Origin of the sequence: Christensenella timonensis, from assembly GCF_900087015.1 — a bacterium.
Lineage (GTDB): Bacteria > Bacillota > Clostridia > Christensenellales > Christensenellaceae > Christensenella > Christensenella timonensis.
Map to the genome: position 1 here is coordinate 1,718,087 of NZ_FLKP01000002.1, position 20,296 is coordinate 1,738,382.

Below are 20,296 nucleotides of genomic sequence, written 5' to 3' on the forward strand. Positions count from 1 at the left end.
CTGCCTTACAGGGAATACCCCAGCTCGAACGCTTTTTCATTCATGGAAATAAATTTCGGTTTTACCACTGCGCGTATGGCTTCCAGCCAGATTTCCTTATCGATATCCATATTCTTTGCAAGGACTCCCAAAAGCACCGTATTGACCGCCTTCACATTTCCCGCCTCGTTCGCCAGGGAAAGTGCGTCTACAAATACGGCGTCCGCAAAATATTCCCTGATCTTTTCCGGGATATCCTGCGGATATTCCATAGCGCCCGTAATCACAGGCATGGGCAAAATTTTCTGCGTATTGCAATATACTTTTCCGCCATCCGGTTTTACAAACGGCATCCACCGCAAACCCTCCAACTGCTCAAACGCAAGCAGTATGTCCGCCCCGCACTCGTCGATCACAGGGGAATATATTTTCTCGCCCCGGTCTCCGATCCGCACATAGGTCACGACGCTTCCACCGCGCTGCGCCATACCGTGCACCTCGGAAAGCTTTACATCATAGCCAAGCTTCAAAGCAATCTGTCCGAACACCATGCTTGTAAGCAGGGTTCCCTGTCCGCCGACCCCGGCAATTACGATACTCTTCATTCTGCCGCACCTCCGATCGCATGGAACGGACAAATGTCCGCGCATAGTCCGCATCCGATACAGAGCGAAGGATCGATCTGCACCTTGCTTTCCCCCTTGACGATCGCCGGGCAGCCGAGCTTCATACACGCGCCGCAATTCCGGCAGTCGTCGCAGACGCACAACGCGCCTTTGACCGAGGCCCGGTCGATCAGGACGCATGGGCGCCGTGTGATGATCACAGACAGTTCGTCACGCTGCGTTTCTTCCTTCAACGCCTTTTCCAGCTCCGGAAGATCGAACGGATCCAAAATCCTGACGTGCTTGACGCCGATCGTTTCCACCAGTTTTTCAATGCTGACGGCAGGAGCCGGTTCCCCCTTGGCATTTTTCCCTGTAGCCGGGTGATCCTGGTGCCCGGTCATACCCGTCGTGGAGTTATCGAGAATCAACACGGTAGAAGTCGCACCGTTATAAAGCATGTTGACCAGCCCTGTAATACCCGAATGCATAAACGTACTGTCGCCGATCACGCTCACCAGCTTACGCGCAAAGTCCTTTCCGCGCGCTTTCTCCATGCCGTGCGCCATACCGATCGAAGCGCCCATGCAAAGCGTCGTATCGATCGCATTTAGCGGTGCGCCCGCCCCCAGTGTATAGCAGCCGATATCCCCCATCGCCGTAAGCTTTAACTTGTTGAACATATAATAGACCGCCCTGTGCGGACATCCCGGGCAAAGCACCGGCGGGCGCATGGGCAGCGCTTCCGCCCTGGCAGGCCGGCATACTTCGCCGCATAACTTTTCCTTGATCATATTGACGGAGTACTCTCCCTGTACCGTAAACAGCTCTTTTCCGCTTACAGGAATACCCATCACACGGATCTGGTTTTCAAAAAACGGTTCCAATTCCTCGATCACATACAGCTTTTTGACCTTGGAAGCAAATTCAGCAATCAGTTTCTTAGGCAGCGGGTACACCATCCCCAGCTTAAGGACACTCGCATTGGGCAGCGCTTCCTTTACATAGTTATAACAAGTACCGCTCGTGACCACGCCGACCTCATCGCTTAAATATTCCGCACGGTTCAGCTCGCACGTATCCGCAAACGCTTCCAAATCCTTCATCCGCTGTTCTACCACGATGTGGCGCGCTTTTGCCATCCCCGGCATCATCACGTACTTCCTGATATCTTTTTGGTAATCCTTTAAGGGCGCTTCTTCCCGCCCGCCGATTTCCACGATGCCGCGCGAATGTGAAATCCGCGTGTTAGAACGCAAAAGTACAGGCGTATCAAACTTTTCACTCAGCGAAAATGCATATTTCATAAATTCCTTTGCTTCCATGCTGTCTGATGGCTCCAGCATCGGCACATGGGAACTGCGCGCATAAAAACGCGAATCCTGCTCATTCTGGCTGGAATGCATCCCCGGGTCGTCCGCCACCAGGATCACCAATCCGCCGTTCACGCCCGTATAGGACGCCGTAAAAAGCGGATCGGCCGCCACGTTCAGTCCCACATGCTTCATACAGCAAAGCGCCCGCGCGCCGCCATAGCAAGCCCCCGCCGCAACTTCGAGCGCCACCTTTTCGTTGGGCGCCCACTCTGCATATACCTCGTCATATTTGACGATATTCTCCGTTACCTCCGTACTCGGCGTACCGGGATAGGAGGAAACGACATTTACACCGCCTTCGTACGCCCCTTGTGCATACGCCTCATTTCCAAGCATAATTTTCTTCATCTGCTCTGCTTCCCTCTTCCATCTATTCGTTCGTGCGCAGGTCTGTGACCCTCTGCGCCTTGCCTTCAAACCGTTTTAAGGACTGCGGCTCTGCCAGCGTTACCTTCACATGCATATTGAGCACGGTAAAGATATTATGTGCAATGCGCTCCTTGAGCGCTTCCAAAGCTTTATAGCTTGTGAGCAGCCCCTCGTCTGCAACCTCGACCTTTACTTCGATGCGGTCCAGATGCTTTTCCGTGGTCAGGACGATCTCGTAATGCGGCGCCACGTCCTCCATGCCCAGCAGCACGCCCTCAATCTGCGATGGGAATACGTTCACCCCGCGGATGATCAGCATATCATCCGTACGTCCCGAAACCTTTTCCATACGCGTCGTCGTACGTCCGCATGGGCAGGGCTCGTCGGACAGCCGCGTGATATCCTTCGTACGGTAACGCAGGATGGGCAGCGCTTCCTTGGTCAGGCTCGTCACAACAAGCTCGCCTTTCTCCCCCATCGGCAGCACCTCTCCCGTGTCCGGGTCGATGATTTCAGAGATAAACTCGTCGTCCGCGATATGCATTCCATTTTGCTTGTAACATTCGCCGGAGAAGCCCGGCCCGATGACTTCGGAAAGCCCATAGTTTTCCGTGTCTGTGATGTTCAGGTATTTCTCGATCTGCTTTTGCATCTCTTTGGTATGCCCTTCGCCTCCAAAAAGCCCCAGGCGCAGCTTCAGCTTTTTAAAATCGATGCCCATCTTCTGCGCCGTTTCTCCTAAATAGAGCGCATACGACGGCGTGCTGATGAGAACCGTGCTTCCGAAATCCTGCATGAACTTAATCTGGCGCTCCGTGTTCCCGCTCGATACGGGAATGACGCTCGCGCCTACATTTTCCAGCCCATAATGCAATCCGAAGCCTCCGGTAAAAAGCCCGTAGCCAAAGGATATCTGCGCAATATCGTCCGGGAGCAGCCCTGCGGCGCAGGCAATACGCGAAACAAGGCCCGTCCACATATCAAGGTCGTGGCGCGTATATCCGACGATCGTCGGATTTCCCGTCGTGCCCGAAGAACCGTGTACGCGCACGACCTGCTTCATCGGCACGGCAAACATTCCGTACGGATAATTCTCACGCAAATCGTCTTTGGTGGTAAACGGCAGTTTCCTGATGTCTTTCAAGGTCTTGATATGCTCTGGCTTTAAACCGATTTCGTCCAGCTTCTTCTTGTAATGCGGAACATTATCATAACAATACGCTACCGTGTGTTTCAATCGTTCAAGCTGCAGTTCCCTTATTTTACCACGGTCTGCACATTCCATTTCCTTGTTCCAGATAATGTGTTCCACTCAAATTCCCTCCTAAAACGAAAACGGCCTCAGCCGCTAAACAAATCATAAATATTATAATACAATGCGCTTGAAAAAGAAACACCATTCTACGGTTTTTAACAACGGAGTCATACTTCCAGCGACACCGTTTCCGCATTCCCGATATCGCGCGACAACACGTCTCCTCCGTCATGCGTCAAAAGTGCAGACAGGCAGTTCAGAATAAACCCCTTGTGTCCAACGACCAGGATGCTTTTTCCGCCGTATTTATCGATCAATCCATCCACCCATCGGCTGCATGAGTTGTAATATGCCGCGACCCCGTCTCCCTGCGGGAAAACATAAGTTCGCCAGTCGTCCATGTACTTTTGCCATTCTTCCGGGTATCGTTTGGCGACCTCGCGATAGTGCAGCCCCTCAAATATCCCAAAATCCATTTCGCGGATTTCTTCCGCCTGTAAAATAGCGGCCGGTTTTTGGCGCAGCTTTGCGACCACCGCTTCCGCCGTCTTACAAACACGCCTGGCCCTTCCGTAAAGCACAACATCAAACTTCGTATTCCCGAGCAGCGCTGCCGCCTGCGCCGCTTGCCGCTTCCCCGTTTCATTCAGGGGCAGGTCGAGGCTGCCGCAAAAATTACCATCCTTGTTCGCGTCCGTCTGCGCGTGGCGCAGGAAAGTTATTTTTGTTTTCACAGCATCACCGCCATCACCAGCAGAAAAACGATCTCTCCCAGTTCGTTGCACGCGCCCAACACATCGCCCGTCGCGCCGCCGATCTTTTGGCCGGCAATAAAATGCATCGCCGCCCCAATCGCGATCATGCAGGCTACAGAGACCGACCCTGCGGCAAACCCGCCGGCCAGAACGGCGGCAGCGGCACAAAGGGTGATCGCAACCAGCGCCGTATCCGTTTTCAGGTGTTCTACAATACATTTCGCCATACCGTCTTGCCGCGGATAACGGCTCAGTTTGGCACAAAACACGAGCGGGATCTTACCGCATAGCGGCGCCGCCAGCAATATCCACAATACCCGCGCGGGATCGACAGACGGGATCAAAAATGTTTTGCTTGCTACGACAAAGATGATGCCCAGGACGCCGTACGTCCCGACGCGGCTGTCCTTCATGATCTCCAAGGTGCGTTCTTTTGTTTTCCCTGTAAAAAAAGCGTCGCACACATCCGCAAACCCATCGATATGCAATCCGCCTGTAAACATGATCCCTGCGACCACACATAAAAACGCCGGCAGGTAGGGGATGCCCGTCAATAAAAAAAGCTGGTAGACAGCCAGCATCACCGCGCCCGTCATGAGCGCCGTCAACGGAAACCATGCAACGCTGTCCGCGTAATCCTGGCAGGTAACGTCAAATTGTTTTTTCAGCGGCAATCTCGTCATCGTCTGGATCGCCAGTCCAAGTTTTTTCATGCGCCGCCTTTCAGAAGCATCAGCATCCCGCTTACCACAAAATACGCTTCATAGGCCTGTTGTGCCAGCATCTGGTTAGCCCTGCCGCTGATATCGCGGAACAGCCTTCCCAGGGAATTCTCCGGCACGAGTCCCATCCCCACTTCATTGGTCACAATAATAAAATCCGCTTTGCTTGCGCTGCACGCCGCAAGAAGCTCCCTGATTTTTGTTTCGATTTTATATTCCAGCTCCGCTTGTTCGCCGGCCGAAAGGATTTCCCATTCATCCCAATCATTCTTTTCTGCCCAGATCAGGTTCGTGATATAAACGGTCAGGCAATCGATCAGATAAACATCGTGGTTCCCATAAGCGGTCACTTTTTTCAGGTCATATGGTTCCTCATAGGTCGTCCATTCCTGCGGACGATCCTGCCTGTGCCGCCTGATCCGTTTTTCCATCTCTTCGTCTGTATTGATCGCCGTCGCCACATACGCCACATCCCTGTAGCCGGAAGCAAATTGCTGTGCATACGCGCTTTTCCCGCTGCGCGCGCCTCCGGTCAGCATGATGATCCTTCCCATAGCTGTTTTCTCCCCTTTGTCGATAAAAAAGACGGGGCCGATATCCTCGTCTTTTTACGCCGCTACAGCGTCGTTTTTCTTTTTGTCAGGCTCAGCCTTGCCATCGCGCGCGCAAGCGCGATCTTGCTGCGCCGGTATTCCTCCGCGCTCATCCGCTGCCGCATGCGTTCCTCCGCGCGTTCCTTTGCACGTTCCGCACGTTTTACGTCTATTTCCTCCGGCCATTCCGCGGCCTGTGTAAACATGATCGTTTCATCCGGGCGCACTTCCAGAAAGCCTTCCGCGACAGAACAGATCAGCCATTTCTTTCCCGTATTTATTTTCACCTCGCCCGGCACGACCGTCACAACTTCCGATTCATGCCCTTTCTGGATAGACATCTGCCCATCCTCCGTCGGAAAAATGATGGATTGGACATTGTCGCAGAAAAAAGAGCGTTCGGGCGTTAAAATTTCCACCAGGAATTCTGCAGCCATTTATTCCATATCCTTTGCTTTTTCTTTTACATCGTCAATATCGCCGACCATGTGGAACGCCTGCTCCGGCAAATCGTCCACCTCGCCGTCCAAAATCGCTTTAAAACTCCTGATCGTGTCCTTCAGCGAAACATATTTTCCGGCGATACCTGTATAGACCTCCGCCACAAACATCGGCTGCGACAAGAATTTTTGTATTTTCCGTGCGCGGAATACAGTGATCTTGTCCTCGGGCGCGAGTTCTTCCATGCCCAGGATCGAGATGATGTCCTGCAGTTCCTTGTACCTTTGCAGCGTATGCACTACGCGGTTTGCCACATCGTAATGCTCCTCGCCCACGATGCGCGGGTCAAGGATCCTCGATGTGGATTCCAGGGGGTCGACCGCCGGGTAGATACCAAGCTCGGAAACGCTTCTTGACAGCACCGTGATCGCGTCAAGGTGCGAAAAGGTCGTCGCCGGCGCCGGATCCGTAAGGTCGTCGGCAGGGACGTAGATCGCCTGCACCGAAGTGATCGACCCATGTGTGGTGGAAGTGATACGTTCTTCCAGCGCCCCCAATTCGTTCGCCAGCGTCGGTTGGTATCCAACAGCCGAAGGAATACGTCCCAAAAGCGCGGATACTTCCGATCCCGCCTGGATAAAGCGGTAAATATTATCGATAAACAGCAGTACGTTCTGCCCTGTTTTGTCGCGCAGGTACTCCGCCATCGTAAGGCCCGTCATCGCAACGCGCATACGCGATCCCGGCGGTTCGTTCATCTGCCCGAATGCGAGGGCTGTTTTTTCCAGCACACCGCTTTCCGCCATCTCGCTGATCAGGTCGTTTCCTTCCCTGCTTCTTTCCCCTACGCCTGTGAAAACGGAATACCCGCCGCTTTCCGTCGCGATATTATGGATCAATTCATTGATCAATACCGTTTTGCCAACGCCGGCGCCGCCGAACAATCCGATTTTGCCGCCTTTTGCGTATGGACAGATCAGGTCGATGACCTTAAGGCCCGTTTCAAAAATCTCCGAAACCGGGTTCTGCTCCGAAAAATCAGGAGCCGGACGGTAAATGGGCCAATATTCATCCGTCTTGATGTCTTCTTTCCCATCGATCGCCTTACCCATGACGTTCACAACGCGGCCCAAAATCTGGTCGCCCACCGGAACCTTGATCGGCTCGCCGGTATTGGCTACCTTCATGCCGCAGGCCAGTCCTTCCGTCGCCTCCAATGCGATGCAGCGCACCACATTATCGCCGATCTGCGATGCAACTTCCATCCAGACCGGTGTGCTGCCTTCATTTTCCACATACAGGATCGTGTTGATAGACGGATCGGCATTTTCCTCGAACTTCACGTCGATAACCGGCCCTGTGATCTTGATGATTTCGCCTTCGCTCACAATCTTATAATCATACATATATTCAAAACTCCTCTTAGGTTAACGCATCCATCGCGCCCACGATCTCCGTGATCTCCATCGTGATCGCCGCCTGGCGCGCGCGGTTCATTTCGATCCCCAGCTTGCCGAGCATTTCGTCCGCATTTTTGGAAGAAGCGTCCATCGCCATCATACGCGCACTGTTTTCACTGGCAAACGCCTGTATGAGCGCGCCGTAAATCAGCCCGATGATATATTGCGGTACCAAAATATCAAAGACCTTGCGCGGCGACGGATAATAATTCATTTCATTGTCATAGTCCACTTCGGTCTCGATATCGTCAAACTCGTCAAGCTCAACCGGAAGCAGCTTGAGCGCCGTCGGCACCTGTTTGACAGACGAAAAATACCTCGTATAAATCAGGTATACCTCGTTCATCTCTCCGCTTTTGTAAAGCGTAGAGAGGTCGGATGCCAAATTGCGCGCTTCATAAAGCGTGGGGTTCTGCGAGATATGCAGGTATTCCACATCGATGGGCGTACCCTTTCTTTCAAAAAACGCACGCGCCTCCTGTCCGATCGTAATAACGAACTTATCGCCTTCCGTCATGAAATCATGCGCAAAATTCAGGATATTGTGGTTATAACCGCCGCACAAACCTTTGTCCGCCGCAATGACGATATACGCAGGGCTGCCCTGCTCATGCTTTTCCAGAAATGTATGGTGCAGCTCATGCGAATGAACCAAAATATCCTTAAGCGCACTCCTGACACGGTTAAAATACAGCAGGTTCGCGTCGTAGCGCGCAATCGCCTTTTTCATCTTGGAGGTAGCGATCAGCTTCATGGCTTTTGTAATCTTGCTGGTATCGTTTATGGCGTGTATGCTGTTTTTTACATCAGCCGTGCTCCTCATTCCGCGTCCACACTCACTTTCGCTTCCAGCGATTCAGCCACGGGGAACTCCTCCGTCTGCGCCTTTTCCTTCAGGAAGCCGCGTTTGAATTCTGCTACCGCATCCAAAATCAATTTCTCGTTTTCTTCGGACAACTGGCCTGTTTCTTTGATCCCGCCTTTTACCTGTGGATATTTCGCGTTGACAAAGTCCAGAAAATCGTCATTGAACGTCCGCACCTTATCGACCGGCACATCCATCAGCTGCTTATTGGTCGCCACACACAGCAAAATGACCTGGTTTTCCACAGGGTAGGGCGCATACTGCGGCTGGATCAATGCCTGCGTTACCTTCAGGCCGTTCGTCAGTGCGTCCTGCGTCGCTTTGTCCAGGTCGGATGCAAACTGCGAGAACACTTCCAGCTCGCGATACTGCGCAAGCTCTAAGCGCAGCGGCCCCGCCACCTTGCGCATTGCCTTGATCTGCGCGCTGCCGCCGACACGGGATACCGAAAGGCCTACGTTAACTGCCGGCCGCTGTCCGGAGTTGAACAGCTCCGTCTCAAGGTATATCTGCCCGTCTGTGATCGAGATCACGTTCGTCGGGATATAAGACGAAATATCCCCTTCCATTGTCTCAATGATCGGCAGTGCCGTCATAGAACCGCCGCCCAACTTATCTGAAAGCTTGGCCGCGCGTTCCAAAAGGCGCGAATGGAGGTAGAATACATCGCCCGGATACGCTTCACGTCCCGGCGGCCTGCGGAGCAGCAGGGACATCGTCCTGTAAGCTACCGCATGCTTTGAAAGGTCGTCATAGACGATCAGCACATCCTCTCCGCGATACATAAAGCTTTCCGCGATCGCACAGCCCGCGTACGGTGCAATGTACTGCATCGGCGCTGTGTCGCTTGCCGTAGAGGCCACGATTGCCGTATAATCGAGCGCGCCGAATTCATCCAGCCTGTTGACGATCTCCGCGATCGTAGAGGCCTTTTGCGCGATCGCAACATATACGCACTTCACGTTTTTGCCCTTTTGGTTGATGATCGTATCGACCGCGATCGCCGTCTTTCCCGTCTGGCGGTCGCCGATGATCAGTTCCCTCTGGCCCCTGCCGATCGGGATCATCGAATCGATGGCCATGATGCCAGTCTGCAATGGCGTATCGACCGACTGCCTGTCGATGATCGACGGAGCGGGCGTTTCGATCGGGCGGCTTTCATCCGTCAGGATGTTCCCTTTCCCATCGATCGGATGCCCCAACGGGTTCACGACGCGCCCCAGCACGGCATCGCCCACCGGAACTTTTACCACATCGCCCGTATGCCGTACCATGGAACCTTCCACAACATCTGCAACGCCGTTTAAGAGCACCGCTCCCACGCGTTCCGTTTCCAGGTTCATGACGATTCCGTATGCCTCGTTTTCAAACTGCAGGAGCTCGCCGTATTTGCACCCTTCAAGGCCGCGTACAAAGACAACGCCGTCGCCCGTACGTTCCACGATACCGATCATGGCAATATCATATTTCACATCATATTGCGTAATTTTCTTTTCCAGCTCGCTCCCAATGGAACTTTCCCTAAGCTCCCCGCTCACTTTCTGCCTGAGCGTCTCTATGATGTCCTCGATTTTCTCCGAGCTTGCCTGTCCCGAATGGTCGCCGATATAATCCTGCATCCTGTCAAGATAAGACTTCGCGCTCAAATCGTAAACCATATTGTTTACCGTTGCGGTAAACCCGCTGATAAGCGTAGGGTCGATCTCGACCTTGAAATCTATTTTCGCATCAAAAAGCTTTTCAAACTTTGCGACAATCGCAGAAATTTCGTCGGGTGTAAATTCAGTTGCGCAAACGAGTTTTCCCTTTAATTCCAACTGTTAACTCACCTTCTCAAAAAATTTGTTGATGATATTCTTGTTATCCTCATAAGACACTTCGCGCTCCAAAACCTTCTCCGCGATCTGGATCGCCATTTTGGTCACTTCTTGCCTCATCTCAATCACTGCCTGCTGCTTCTGCGATTCAATATGCTTATCCGTACGCGCACGGATCTCTTCCGCCGCTTCTTCCGCTTCCGCAACAATCTGGCGCGCCTGCTCGTCTGCGACCGACTTGCCTTTGTTGATCAGTTCCGTCGCCAAGTCCTGCGCGTTGTGCATCATCTCGTCATATCTTGCTTTCAATTGCTCCGCATCCGAATACTTCTGCGCAGCCTCGTCGATCTGTTTTTGTATCTCGTTCGTACGGTTTGCCAAAAACTTTGTGATCGGCTTATAAAGAAGCCACCGCAAAAAGAAAAACAGTATTACGATATTTACGATATAAAGCAGTATCTCAACTACATTGATTTCCATACCAATCCCTCATGAGCCTTCTGTCAAAAATCGTTATCCCTATTTTCCCATCGTGAAAATCATGATAATAGAAATAACAAATCCATAAATTGCCGTAGATTCTGCCAATGCCAGGCCAATCAAAAGCACCTGGTTGATCTTGCCCGTTGCTTCGGGCTGCCTCGCCACCGCCTCACAAGCCTTGCTCGTAGCGATACCCATACCAATCCCTGCGCCCATGCCAGTGAAAACAGCGATACCTGCGCCAATTGCGATCAAACCAACATCCATTTTTTCTACCTCCATTTATTGCAATAAAAATTTTTTATCCGCGTTACACGGTTTTGAACCCTCTTAAAGCTTTTCTTCCATGAACGACATGGTCAGCATCGTGAATACATAAGACTGCATGCCGAGGTGGAATAATATGAAATAGATCGAAGCAAGGGCCGGAATACCTATCGCAAAGTAACCGAGCGCCCCATAAAGCATATCCATAACCACAAGCCCGCTGAACATATTGCCAAACAACCGGCAGGCAAGCGAGACCGGGACAGCGAGCGAAGAAAGCACGTTGATCGGAACCATAAACGGTTTGGGTTCCGCATATGTTTTCAGCCATCCCTTCACACCCCTGTAACGGATGGAAAAGGCAATGATCAGAACAAAAGTGATCAGTGCAAGCCCGATCGTACAGTCAAGGTCGGTAGCCGGGGAACGTATCCCCAAAAATTCCAACGCACCGCTTAAGATGATAAAGGCAAACACCGTCAGGATATATGGCGCGATCGCCTTTGCTTTGTCGCCCATGATCGACGAAGAGAATTTATTGACGCCGTCCACCATGAGCTCCATGACGTTTTGGAATCCTTTGGGAACCCTCTTGAAATTTTTTAAAATAACAAAACGAAAGATAAGCGCAAAAATAATGATGCCGATCGTTGTTCCGAAAGCAGCGATCAAGGTCTGGCTCACCTGTATTCCGCCGAATATCGTAACCTTTGCGGGAAATACACTGGGTATATTCATTGCTTTTGCTCACCTCCATGCTGCTGATGCTTATATTTTTTTATAGTAGCAATACTGTTTAAGACCGGGATGACGATCATCGTTGCCGCAGTGCCCGCCGCGCACCAGAGCATCGCCTCGATCGAAACAAAGTTTGCCATCAGAAAAAGAACGGCCAGAATCAGGGCCAGCTTCAATATCGTGACCGGCACTGCGATTGCCGCCGAACTGCGCGTAGCCGTCATCATAGCAATCAACTTTTTCAAGATCACGATCTCCAGTACCCCGAGGCCGATCCCTACAAAGACTCCCCACATGGCAGCTTCCTTCTCCCATAAAATTATATATTATAATAATCCTATTTGCTTGATAATGCAAGTAATGCCGGGCATAAAAAAACGAACTAAAAAACTGAACAGCAAAATCAATAGGTCTCGAAAAAGACAGCCGTCTGCCTTTGAAAAAAATCCGCGCATATATCGTCCGCCGGGAACGCTCCTGCGGCGGCTTTGGCAAATTCCGAAATAGAAAGCGCGATATCCGGCGAACCCGCAAAAGGCTCCACCCTGTTCTTCTGACCATCCGCCGCTATGATTTCAAACAAATAATCCTCTCCCAGAAAAGGATCGGCAACCGCGACCGTGAACCTGTCTTTTTTTAATACAAGTCCCGTCAGTACAGCGGCAGGATCGAGCACACGCATCATCGTGAATTCTTCCTCGCCGCCCGTGTCATTTGTGGCCGGGAGAAAATAATTGACCGTTTCCGCCGGGATCGCATCCAGCAAATGCTGCCGCTGCGCTTCCTCCGCGCATACCAGCTCAAAGACCTCTGCAATATCGCCTTCCATATAGTAAAGTGCATAAGCACAGGTATCCGTTCCCGCCAGCGTGGCACAGCATCCACCGTCTGCAAACAGTAAGCGCAGCCAGCCTTCAAAGCGTTCCTCCGTACGGACAAAAGCATTATCGAAACGCGCGATATATTTGCCGTATGCGTCAAACATTCGCCTCACAGGTACGTCCTGAAACGCCGTATCGATCCTGGCCATATCCCCATCGCCGTTTGTACGTCGCGGCTTCATACTTTCCCGCCGGACATAAGCAACCGTTTCATAGCCGAATTGCCGGTAAAAGGCATGCAAAAACGGATGAAGGTAGGTAACCACCCTGCCGCGTTTTTTCATGTCCAGCATCGCTTCCCGGACAAGCCTACGCATCAGCCCCTGCTTCCTTGCCTCTGGCAGCGTTGCGCAGCCTGCCAAAAAGTCCGCTTCATACAGCCTTCCCTGCAGCTTTCCGCAGAACGGCAGCATAAAAAGATCTGCTAACAGCTTGCCGCCTTCGTAACAGCCAAGGGTTCTTTCATACTGCACAAAACTTTTAAAATATCGATCGATAAATGCGTCCGAATCGCCAAAGCAGGTCTTCCAGACTTGCTTTGCCTCCTGCGCGCGCGATCCATCAAGCGGCCGGATGTTCATCGCTCTTCCCCACTCAACAGCACATCGTATTTTTCCAGCATAAATGCCGGGTGATAAGACTTTTTCGCTTTCCGAATCCCGGGGACGCCCATATCCTCCGCGCGGTTGATATATTTGCAGTGCGACCATACGCGTTTGACGAACTCATGATTGATAAAAGCATAGAGGCCGTTGACGCCTGCCTTTGCCTTTTCAATATGAATGATCGCCGTATCGCGGTTGATTTGTTCTCCAAATGAGAACGCCACTACTTCCCCTTTGATCTTGACCACGCAGCCTTTAAAATTGAGCTCGCGCCAGTGGTCGAGCGCTTTCTCAATGGAAAGCAGCTCCTCCTGCGCCTCGCGCGGATCGCCGTCCTTTTCTTTTGACCATTCGATCTGAAGCTTCAGGCATGCGTCCCTGTACTGATCGTCATAGGGCTCCACCGTGCTTTCATAGTCGCGCAAAAACGCGTTCACATGGTTTCGCTTGGAATGATACTTTTTGCCTGATAAATTGATCAAATCCTCGGTATTATAGGCATATTCCGAGTTGTATTCGTCATACGCGAAGCTGTAGCGGTCGCCGCAATCGCGTTTGATCTTTTCCACCATCTCCGGCGTTGCGCATTTGATGTAAAAAACGCCGTTCTCCTTTGCCATATAGTCTTCACACATCTGCATATACGGCGCAATGGATTGGCTTAAGTCCTTTAAGTACGGCGGAAGCATAAACGGCTTATAGACGTCGCTGTACATCTTGACAAACAACGCGTTTTCATACACCGCCATCTGGATATCCCAGGCTTCCTGCCAGGTATACATGTTGGAAAAGGATGCTTCCGAGTGCCTGTAGTCGTTCACCAGCACAAAGCTGTCAAAAAGAGGTTTGTCTTCGACCTCCAACGGTTTAAAATTCAGCATAAATCCAATCATTCCTCACTGTTTTCATTGCAAACAAGTCCGCGCTCCGCGTCCAGCTTGATATGCGTCCCGCTCTTCAGGATCTGCGTCGCACTGACCGCGCCCACAAGGACGGGGATATCAAGCGCCATGCCGACGATGGCAGCATGCGAATCCAGGTTGTCGTCCTCTGTTATAATACCCGCGGACTGCTTCATTAAATCCAGAATATAGTTGGAGGTTTTCGGAATGACCAGGATATCTCCTTGCTTGAACAGCTGCCGTGCCTGCTTTTCCGTATTAGCCACACACAAATTTCCGGAGGCACAGAGATTGTTGACACCCACGCCTTTCACTAGGACATTGCCCACGATATGCACCTTCAAAAGATTCGTGGTTCCGGCGATCCCAAGCGGCACGCCCGCCATGATTACGACCAGGTCGCCATTTTTTAAATATCCTGCCTGTTTTGCCGTATCCACCACTGTGGAAAACAATTCATCCGTATTGTTTTTCTGCTCCACCTCCAGCGGGATCACACCCCAAGACATGCTCAATTGCCTGCACACGATCGGATCTGGCGAGCAGCCGATGATTGGGATGGACGGTCGGTATTTTGAGGTCATACGCACCGACGTGCCCGTTTTGGTGACGGTAATAATCGCCGAGGCCCCCAGGTCATAAGCCGTGGTACATGCCGCATGCGAGATCGCATTCGTCACATCTGAAAAACAATCGATATCGTTTTGTTCAAAGCGTTCCTTATAATCGATATCTTTTTCCGCGCGCAGCGCAATACGAGCCATCGTTTGCACCGCTTCCACCGGGTAGCTTCCCGCCGCCGTTTCCCCTGAAAGCATGATCGCGCTCGTGCCGTCGTAAATCGCTGTCGCGACGTCCGTCGTTTCGGCCCTTGTGGGGCGCGGGTTATGTATCATGCTATCCAGCATCTGTGTTGCCGTAATGACGATCTTGCCCGCCGTATACGCTTTATCGATCAGGCGTTTCTGGTAGACCGGGACGTCTTCTAAGGGGATTTCCACACCCATGTCCCCACGCGCGACCATAATGCCGTCCGAAACCCGCAGGATATCGTCGATGTTCCTAACGCCTTCCGCATTCTCGATCTTGGCAATGACCCGGATGCTCCTGTTGTGGTGTTCCTCCAATATCTTTTTGATATCAAGGATATCCTGCTCCGTACGCGTAAAGCTTGCCGCAATGAAATCAAATTCATTTTCGATGCCAAAAACAATATCCGCCCTGTCTTTTTCGCTGATATAAGGCAGGGAGATCGAAAACCCGGGAACATTGACGCCTTTTCGGTCTCCCAATTTCCCGCCATTCAATATTTTACACGCAATATCCGTTTCGGTGATGTTGGTCGCCTGCAGCTCGATCAGGCCATCGTCGATCAGGATCACCGCCCCTTGCTTTAAATCACGCGGCAAGTCCTTGAACGAGATCGATACCACCGTTTCGTCTCCCAGCACCTCGCGTGTCGTCAACGTGAACGTGTTGCCTGTTTTCAGCTCTACAGAGCCGTTTTCAAACTTGCCGATCCTGATTTCCGGCCCTTTGGTATCCAGCATGCAGGAGATATAACGTCCCATTTTTTTGCTGATCTTGCGGATCTTCTGGATCCTTTCCTTCTGCACTTCATGCTCGCCATGCGAAAAATTGAACCGCGCAACATCCATGCCCGCTTCCATCATTCTCTCAATGGTGTTCTCGTCTTCACAGGCGGGGCCAAGCGTACATATAATCTTTGTTTTCCTCATGTCATAACGCTCCATATATATAAATTTTTATGATTCATCACAATGATTCTATTCTATCACAAATACGGACAAAATGCTCGTATGCTACCCCACATTTTTACAAAAGAAAAGCTGCACCACTTTCTGATGCAGCTCACAGATAACGTTTTTTATTCTTCCATATCCTGTTTCGCCTGCGCGATTACTTTATCCGCCATCTGGGCCGGGACCTCCTCGTAACGCTCAAACGTCTGCTTGAAGCTTCCGCGCGCCTGTGTCATGGAGCGAAGGTCAGTCGCGTATTTGAACATCTCGCTCATCGGGACTTCCGCCGTCACTTCCTGCATACCGTCTGCCGGGTTCATTCCCAGTATCCTGCCGCGCCTGCGGTTCAGGTCTCCAATGATATCGCCCATATATTCGTCGGGGATCGTGACCACGACCTTGACGATAGGCTCCAAAAGAACCGGGTTCGCTTCGGCCATGCCCTTTTTAAACGCAAGGTTCGCCGCCACTTTAAAAGCCATTTCGGAAGAGTCTACTGTGTGGTACGATCCGTCGTACAACGTACACTTCAAGCCTACGACCGGATAACCCGCAAGCACGCCCTTCTTGATGCTCTCCTTGAGTCCCTTCTCCACGGCAGGGATATACTGGCGCGGTACTACGCCGCCCACGATCTTATCCTCAAAGATAAAGTCTGCAAGCCCGTCCGGCACCGGCGAGAATTCGATCCATACATCGCCGTATTGCCCATGGCCGCCCGACTGCTTTTTATGTTTTCCCTGTGCCTTGACAGGTTTTTTGATTGCTTCCCGGTAAGGGATACGCGGATCGTGCAATTCGCCTTCCACATTAAATTTGCTCTTCAGTTTGTTGTTGATGATTTCCAGATGCATTTCTCCCATACCGTTCGCCAGCATATCGCCCGTTTCGGTATCTTTGACGAGCTTGAACGTCGGGTCCTCATCCTCCAACCTGTGCAGCCCGGCAAAAACCTTTTCCTCTTCGCCTTTTTTCTTTGCCGTAACCGCAAGGGAAATCGAAGGCTCCGGAAATGCGATCGGCGGAAAACGCAGCGTACACGCGCCCGTGCACAGGGTGTCTCCCGTCGCCGTGTTCTGCAATTTGGCGATCGCGCCAATATCGCCCGCCACCAGCTTGGCTGCATTGATCAGCTTTTTGCCGCGCATCATGCCCAGGTTCGAGCATTTCTCCTGTTTGCTGGTATTTCCATTGGTGACCGTCATATCCGAGGTAAGCGTTCCCTGTACGATTTTAATAATCGAAAGCTTTCCAACAAACGGGTCGGCGATCGTCTTTAAGACATGCGCTACAAACGGGGCTGCCGGATCCCTCTTGAGCTCGATTTCCTTACCGCTCGCGTCTTCTGCGTATATCGGAGCGATTTCAGCGGCCAACGGCATCAGTGCCAGCAGGCCGTCCATCAGTACGTTTACGCCCAGGTCGCTTGCTGCAGCGGCCGCAAAAACAGGAGCAACCGTTCCCTGCAGGATGCCTGCCCGCATGCCGTTGATGATATCCTCTTTGGACAATTCCTGCCCGTCAAAGAATTTTTCCATCAATGCTTCGTCATTGCCCGCGGCATTTTCTACCAGGGTTTCCCGCAGCGCGTTCGCCTCGTCCGCAATATCCGCCGGGATATCCGTTTCTTTCAGGGATTTCCCGTCAAAGAGGTATCCTTTCATATCGATCAGGTCTACCACGCCTTCAAATTTTCCGCTGTTCATGATCGGCATCTGTACTGCCGTTACCGCAGCGCCATATTTTGTCCCCAGCGCGCCGACCGTCTTTGCAAAATCAGTGTTTTCCTTATCAATCTGATTGATGACGAACGCACGCGGGATATCATGCTTCACGCAATAGTCGTATGCTTTTTGCGCACCTACCGGAACGACACCGTTCGGCCCTAAAACAATGAGCGCGCTATCCGCAAGCTCATACGCCGCAACCGCTTCGCCTTCAAAATCAAAATAACCCGGCACATCGATCAAATTTATTTTTTTATTTTTCCACTCGACAGGCGCAAGACCCATCCCGATTGAAATATGCCTCTTGATTTCTTCGCTGTCATAGTCTGTTACCGTGTTTCCGTCTTCCACTTTTCCCATACGCTCCAGCGCACCGGAATCAAAAAGCATCGCTTCTGTAAGCGTGGTCTTTCCTTCACCGCCGTGCCCGACGACAGCTATGTTCAAGATGTCTTGTGGATTGTATTCTTTCATATAACCAGACCTCCAAGTGTAATTATTTATGTGAAGTCTTTAAAATTCAAAAAATAGGATAAAATGTATATTCTTAGTTTAACAGATATCCCCTGAAAAAGGAAATCTTTTTTTATTGTTGCACTGAAATTCTTGTGTTACGGGGCAATATTATATATAATATTGAAGTCGCTATAAATTAATCAAATTGTGAGGTATGTGTCCCATGAGCGAAACAGATAAAGAGAAAGTAGAAGAACAGGAGACTCCGGCAGCGCAGGAAGAAACACCGGAAACCGAATTGACAGTCCAGGACGAAAACGCGGACACGGAAACTCCTGAAGAAGAGGAAGAGGATACCCTTCCCGTTATCACCCACGTATCCAAGTTTTCACAAAAAACGATCAATATCATCCAGGCTATCTTAGGGATCGCCGCGGGCGGTGCAATATGGCTTTGTATCACCTTTGGTTCCGGCTCAGACAACGTATTGCTGCAATACCTGTTTGTCATCGTATTTGCCGCTGTGCTGCTCATACAGCGTGCGGTGGAACGCAAGCTCGGCCTTTCCACGCGGGTATTCGTGAAATTCTGGCTCATCGGTTTGATCGTTTTCCTTGCGATCTTCGTTATTTACGGCATTGCGACAGGCCAGTTCACAAGCGGTTCCTGATTGATCTGGAATATAAAAAAGGCTCCGGAAGCTCCGGGGCCTTTTTCTTACAGTTTTTCGCGGTATACCTGCATCGTCATACGGAACAGCTCCGCATTGGAAGGCGGCGTGTACGTGATCGCGTCCGCACCACATTCGATCGTTTCGCGGATCGTTTCATCCGTCGGCCCTCCCGTCGCAATGATCGGTATATAAGGACATTTATTCCGTATCTGCTCTATGATCTTACAAGTATTCTCAGCACCTGAAACGTTCAGGATGTCAGCGCCGCTTTCGATCCTTCTTTCCACATCCTCCCGCTCGGATACCACGGTCACTACCGTGGGGATATCGATACGCTTTTTGAGCTTTGCCACAAGCTCGTTATCTGCAACAGGGTTCAGCACCGCGCCGAACGCGCCTCCCCATTCAGCTTCCATCGCCATGTGAAGCACCCGGTCGTCGGCCAGTTCACCGCCGCCCACACTGCACATCACAGGGATACTTGCAGTATTCAGGATCGCCTGGTTGATCGCCGGCTGCGGCGGAAAAGGATATACGGCCATGACCGCGTCCGCGTCCGTGTTTTTGATCAGGGAAGTATCTGTTGTAAAAAGGAAAGACCGCAGCGTCCTTCCGAATATCTTGATTCCCGGCGCCCGGCTGATCACTTCAGGCATCGTCAGGATCATATAACGGAGCTTGCTTTCATATTCTTTGCTTTGTAACATCCGTCTACCCTTTCCAGAGAAACAATTTTATGCAAAAACAACTTCTACGTCTGTCCCGCTGTTTTTGCGGCTCAAGGAGAAGTCCTTGAGCAATTGGTCGATCTTACCTGTGCCATCGTCCTGCAGCAAGACGCTGTTTTCCAGCTCCTGCAGCGCGATCCCCAGTTCATTTCCTTTTTGGATCAGTGCCTGCCTGTCCACCGCACTGCCCGCCTGGATCTTTTCCGGCGCCGCATCCATCATGGAAGCGGCGCGTCCATTTCCCGCCTGCGGCGGTGCGGACTGGGGCGTACTTTCTGCCGTTGCCGCAGGTGCCGGGGCTGCTTTGGAATCTGTCGTGCTTTCCGTCAGTTCGGATTCCACGATAGGCTGCTGTGTTTCCTGTTCTTCCTGCGCTGCGCCATCTTCCCCCGCATCCTTCGCTGCAGGCTCGTCCGCCGCTTCGGGGGCTGCGGCAACCGCCTCGTCATTATGCTGCGCTCCGCTTAGCATAACATTGCTTTGTGAATGGATCGTGAACCCGCCCGTTGCAAAAGCCGTTATTACAAATACACAACATAAGGCTCCCGCTAACGCCGGGATCAAAAATTTATATTGGAATTTTTTCTTTTTCGGCTGCCTGCGGATTTCGTTCCTCCACGCATAGCGGAATTCGTCCGGTACAGGCTGCTCGATCCTGCGCTTTAACTGCCTGTCGATCTTCAGCATCTGCCGGTAATATTTTTCACACCGGGAACAAGAAGCAATGTGTGCCATGACCTCGTTTTTGACGCGGGTATCCCCGTCAAAATATTCATTGATTAAATTTTTACATTGCCTGCATGTCATAATGATTCCCGCTTATTTTACATTTTGTA

At 51.5% G+C, this 20,296-nt stretch carries 20 protein-coding genes and 1 pseudogene; 1 reads left to right on the forward strand and 20 read right to left on the reverse strand.

The features are described from left to right. Nucleotides 1–5: 5 nt before the first annotated feature. From BN6471_RS09640 to fusA, 18 genes and pseudogenes are all read right to left on the reverse strand, one after another. Nucleotides 6–584 carry an indolepyruvate oxidoreductase subunit beta gene (locus BN6471_RS09640; RefSeq protein WP_066648299.1) on the reverse strand — a complete coding sequence of 193 codons (579 nt, stop codon included), beginning with the start codon at nucleotides 582–584 and terminating at the stop codon, nucleotides 6–8. After that, entirely contained in the window at nucleotides 581–2,308 is a 1,728-nt protein-coding gene (gene iorA, locus BN6471_RS09645) for an indolepyruvate ferredoxin oxidoreductase subunit alpha (protein WP_066648301.1), read from the reverse strand. The genes BN6471_RS09640 and iorA overlap by 4 nt, the downstream gene beginning before the upstream one ends. Nucleotides 2,309–2,330: 22 nt before the next feature. Continuing rightward, nucleotides 2,331–3,632 carry a phenylacetate--CoA ligase family protein gene (locus BN6471_RS09650; RefSeq protein ID WP_066650038.1) on the reverse strand — a complete coding sequence of 434 codons (1,302 nt, stop codon included), beginning with the start codon at nucleotides 3,630–3,632 and terminating at the stop codon, nucleotides 2,331–2,333. Nucleotides 3,633–3,751: 119 nt separating this feature from the next. Continuing rightward, on the reverse strand, nucleotides 3,752–4,318 hold the full coding sequence (locus tag BN6471_RS09655) for a histidine phosphatase family protein (protein WP_066648304.1): 567 nt from the start codon (nucleotides 4,316–4,318) through the stop codon (nucleotides 3,752–3,754). Further along, nucleotides 4,315–5,052 carry an adenosylcobinamide-GDP ribazoletransferase gene (gene cobS / locus BN6471_RS09660; RefSeq protein ID WP_066648307.1) on the reverse strand — a complete coding sequence of 246 codons (738 nt, stop codon included), beginning with the start codon at nucleotides 5,050–5,052 and terminating at the stop codon, nucleotides 4,315–4,317. The genes BN6471_RS09655 and cobS overlap by 4 nt, the downstream gene beginning before the upstream one ends. Further along, entirely contained in the window at nucleotides 5,049–5,615 is a 567-nt protein-coding gene (cobU, locus tag BN6471_RS09665) for a bifunctional adenosylcobinamide kinase/adenosylcobinamide-phosphate guanylyltransferase (RefSeq protein WP_066648310.1), read from the reverse strand. Before cobU ends, cobS begins: the two co-directional genes overlap by 4 nt. A 62-nt stretch (nucleotides 5,616–5,677) precedes the next feature. Next, the gene (atpC, locus tag BN6471_RS09670; RefSeq protein ID WP_066648313.1) at nucleotides 5,678–6,091 is read right to left on the reverse strand and encodes an ATP synthase F1 subunit epsilon; all 414 of its coding nucleotides are present in this window, start codon (nucleotides 6,089–6,091) and stop codon (nucleotides 5,678–5,680) included. After that, a complete protein-coding gene (gene atpD, locus BN6471_RS09675) occupies nucleotides 6,092–7,483 on the reverse strand; it encodes a F0F1 ATP synthase subunit beta (protein WP_407919473.1) in 1,392 nt (463 codons plus the stop codon). A 34-nt stretch (nucleotides 7,484–7,517) separates the two neighbouring features. After that, nucleotides 7,518–8,378, reverse strand: a complete 861-nt coding sequence (gene atpG, locus BN6471_RS09680) for an ATP synthase F1 subunit gamma (RefSeq protein ID WP_066648317.1) — start codon at nucleotides 8,376–8,378, stop codon at nucleotides 7,518–7,520. A 62-nt stretch (nucleotides 8,379–8,440) separates the two neighbouring features. Further along, nucleotides 8,441–10,237, reverse strand: a pseudogene (atpA, locus tag BN6471_RS09685) (F0F1 ATP synthase subunit alpha); the annotation flags it as partial. A gap of 3 nt (nucleotides 10,238–10,240) precedes the next feature. Further along, nucleotides 10,241–10,717, reverse strand: coding sequence for a F0F1 ATP synthase subunit B (gene atpF, locus BN6471_RS09690; protein ID WP_066648322.1), 477 nt, complete (start codon nucleotides 10,715–10,717; stop codon nucleotides 10,241–10,243). Nucleotides 10,718–10,756: 39 nt separating this feature from the next. Continuing rightward, complete coding sequence (atpE, locus tag BN6471_RS09695) at nucleotides 10,757–10,987, reverse strand: ATP synthase F0 subunit C (protein ID WP_066648325.1); 231 nt, start codon at nucleotides 10,985–10,987, stop codon at nucleotides 10,757–10,759. Between the two features lie 63 nt (nucleotides 10,988–11,050). Continuing rightward, nucleotides 11,051–11,725 (reverse strand): F0F1 ATP synthase subunit A, encoded by a 675-nt coding sequence (gene atpB, locus BN6471_RS09700; protein WP_066648328.1) that lies wholly within the window; start codon nucleotides 11,723–11,725, stop codon nucleotides 11,051–11,053. Then, nucleotides 11,722–12,021, reverse strand: coding sequence for a hypothetical protein (locus BN6471_RS09705; protein ID WP_066648330.1), 300 nt, complete (start codon nucleotides 12,019–12,021; stop codon nucleotides 11,722–11,724). The genes atpB and BN6471_RS09705 overlap by 4 nt, the downstream gene beginning before the upstream one ends. A 107-nt stretch (nucleotides 12,022–12,128) precedes the next feature. After that, nucleotides 12,129–13,187: a GNAT family N-acetyltransferase gene (locus tag BN6471_RS09710; protein WP_066648332.1), complete on the reverse strand. Its 1,059-nt coding sequence runs from the start codon at nucleotides 13,185–13,187 to the stop codon at nucleotides 12,129–12,131. Continuing rightward, complete coding sequence (locus BN6471_RS09715; protein WP_162270200.1) at nucleotides 13,184–14,092, reverse strand: DUF2156 domain-containing protein; 909 nt, start codon at nucleotides 14,090–14,092, stop codon at nucleotides 13,184–13,186. Before BN6471_RS09715 ends, BN6471_RS09710 begins: the two co-directional genes overlap by 4 nt. Before the next feature lie 8 nt (nucleotides 14,093–14,100). Next, nucleotides 14,101–15,852, reverse strand: a complete 1,752-nt coding sequence (gene pyk / locus BN6471_RS09720; RefSeq protein ID WP_066648333.1) for a pyruvate kinase — start codon at nucleotides 15,850–15,852, stop codon at nucleotides 14,101–14,103. A 149-nt stretch (nucleotides 15,853–16,001) separates the two neighbouring features. Next, a complete protein-coding gene (gene fusA / locus BN6471_RS09725) occupies nucleotides 16,002–18,077 on the reverse strand; it encodes an elongation factor G (protein WP_066648335.1) in 2,076 nt (691 codons plus the stop codon). Nucleotides 18,078–18,282: 205 nt separating this feature from the next. On the opposite strand from fusA, the gene BN6471_RS09730 reads away from it, so the two are divergent. Further along, nucleotides 18,283–18,729, forward strand: coding sequence for a hypothetical protein (locus BN6471_RS09730; protein WP_066648341.1), 447 nt, complete (start codon nucleotides 18,283–18,285; stop codon nucleotides 18,727–18,729). Between the two features lie 47 nt (nucleotides 18,730–18,776). Here BN6471_RS09730 and BN6471_RS09735 read toward each other — a convergent pair whose 3' ends face one another. Together BN6471_RS09735 and BN6471_RS09740 are read right to left on the reverse strand one after the other, a co-directional pair. Continuing rightward, a complete protein-coding gene (locus tag BN6471_RS09735; RefSeq protein ID WP_066648343.1) occupies nucleotides 18,777–19,439 on the reverse strand; it encodes a beta/alpha barrel domain-containing protein in 663 nt (220 codons plus the stop codon). A 27-nt stretch (nucleotides 19,440–19,466) separates the two neighbouring features. Next, nucleotides 19,467–20,267 (reverse strand): anti-sigma factor, encoded by an 801-nt coding sequence (locus BN6471_RS09740; RefSeq protein WP_066648346.1) that lies wholly within the window; start codon nucleotides 20,265–20,267, stop codon nucleotides 19,467–19,469. Nucleotides 20,268–20,296 lie beyond the last annotated feature (29 nt).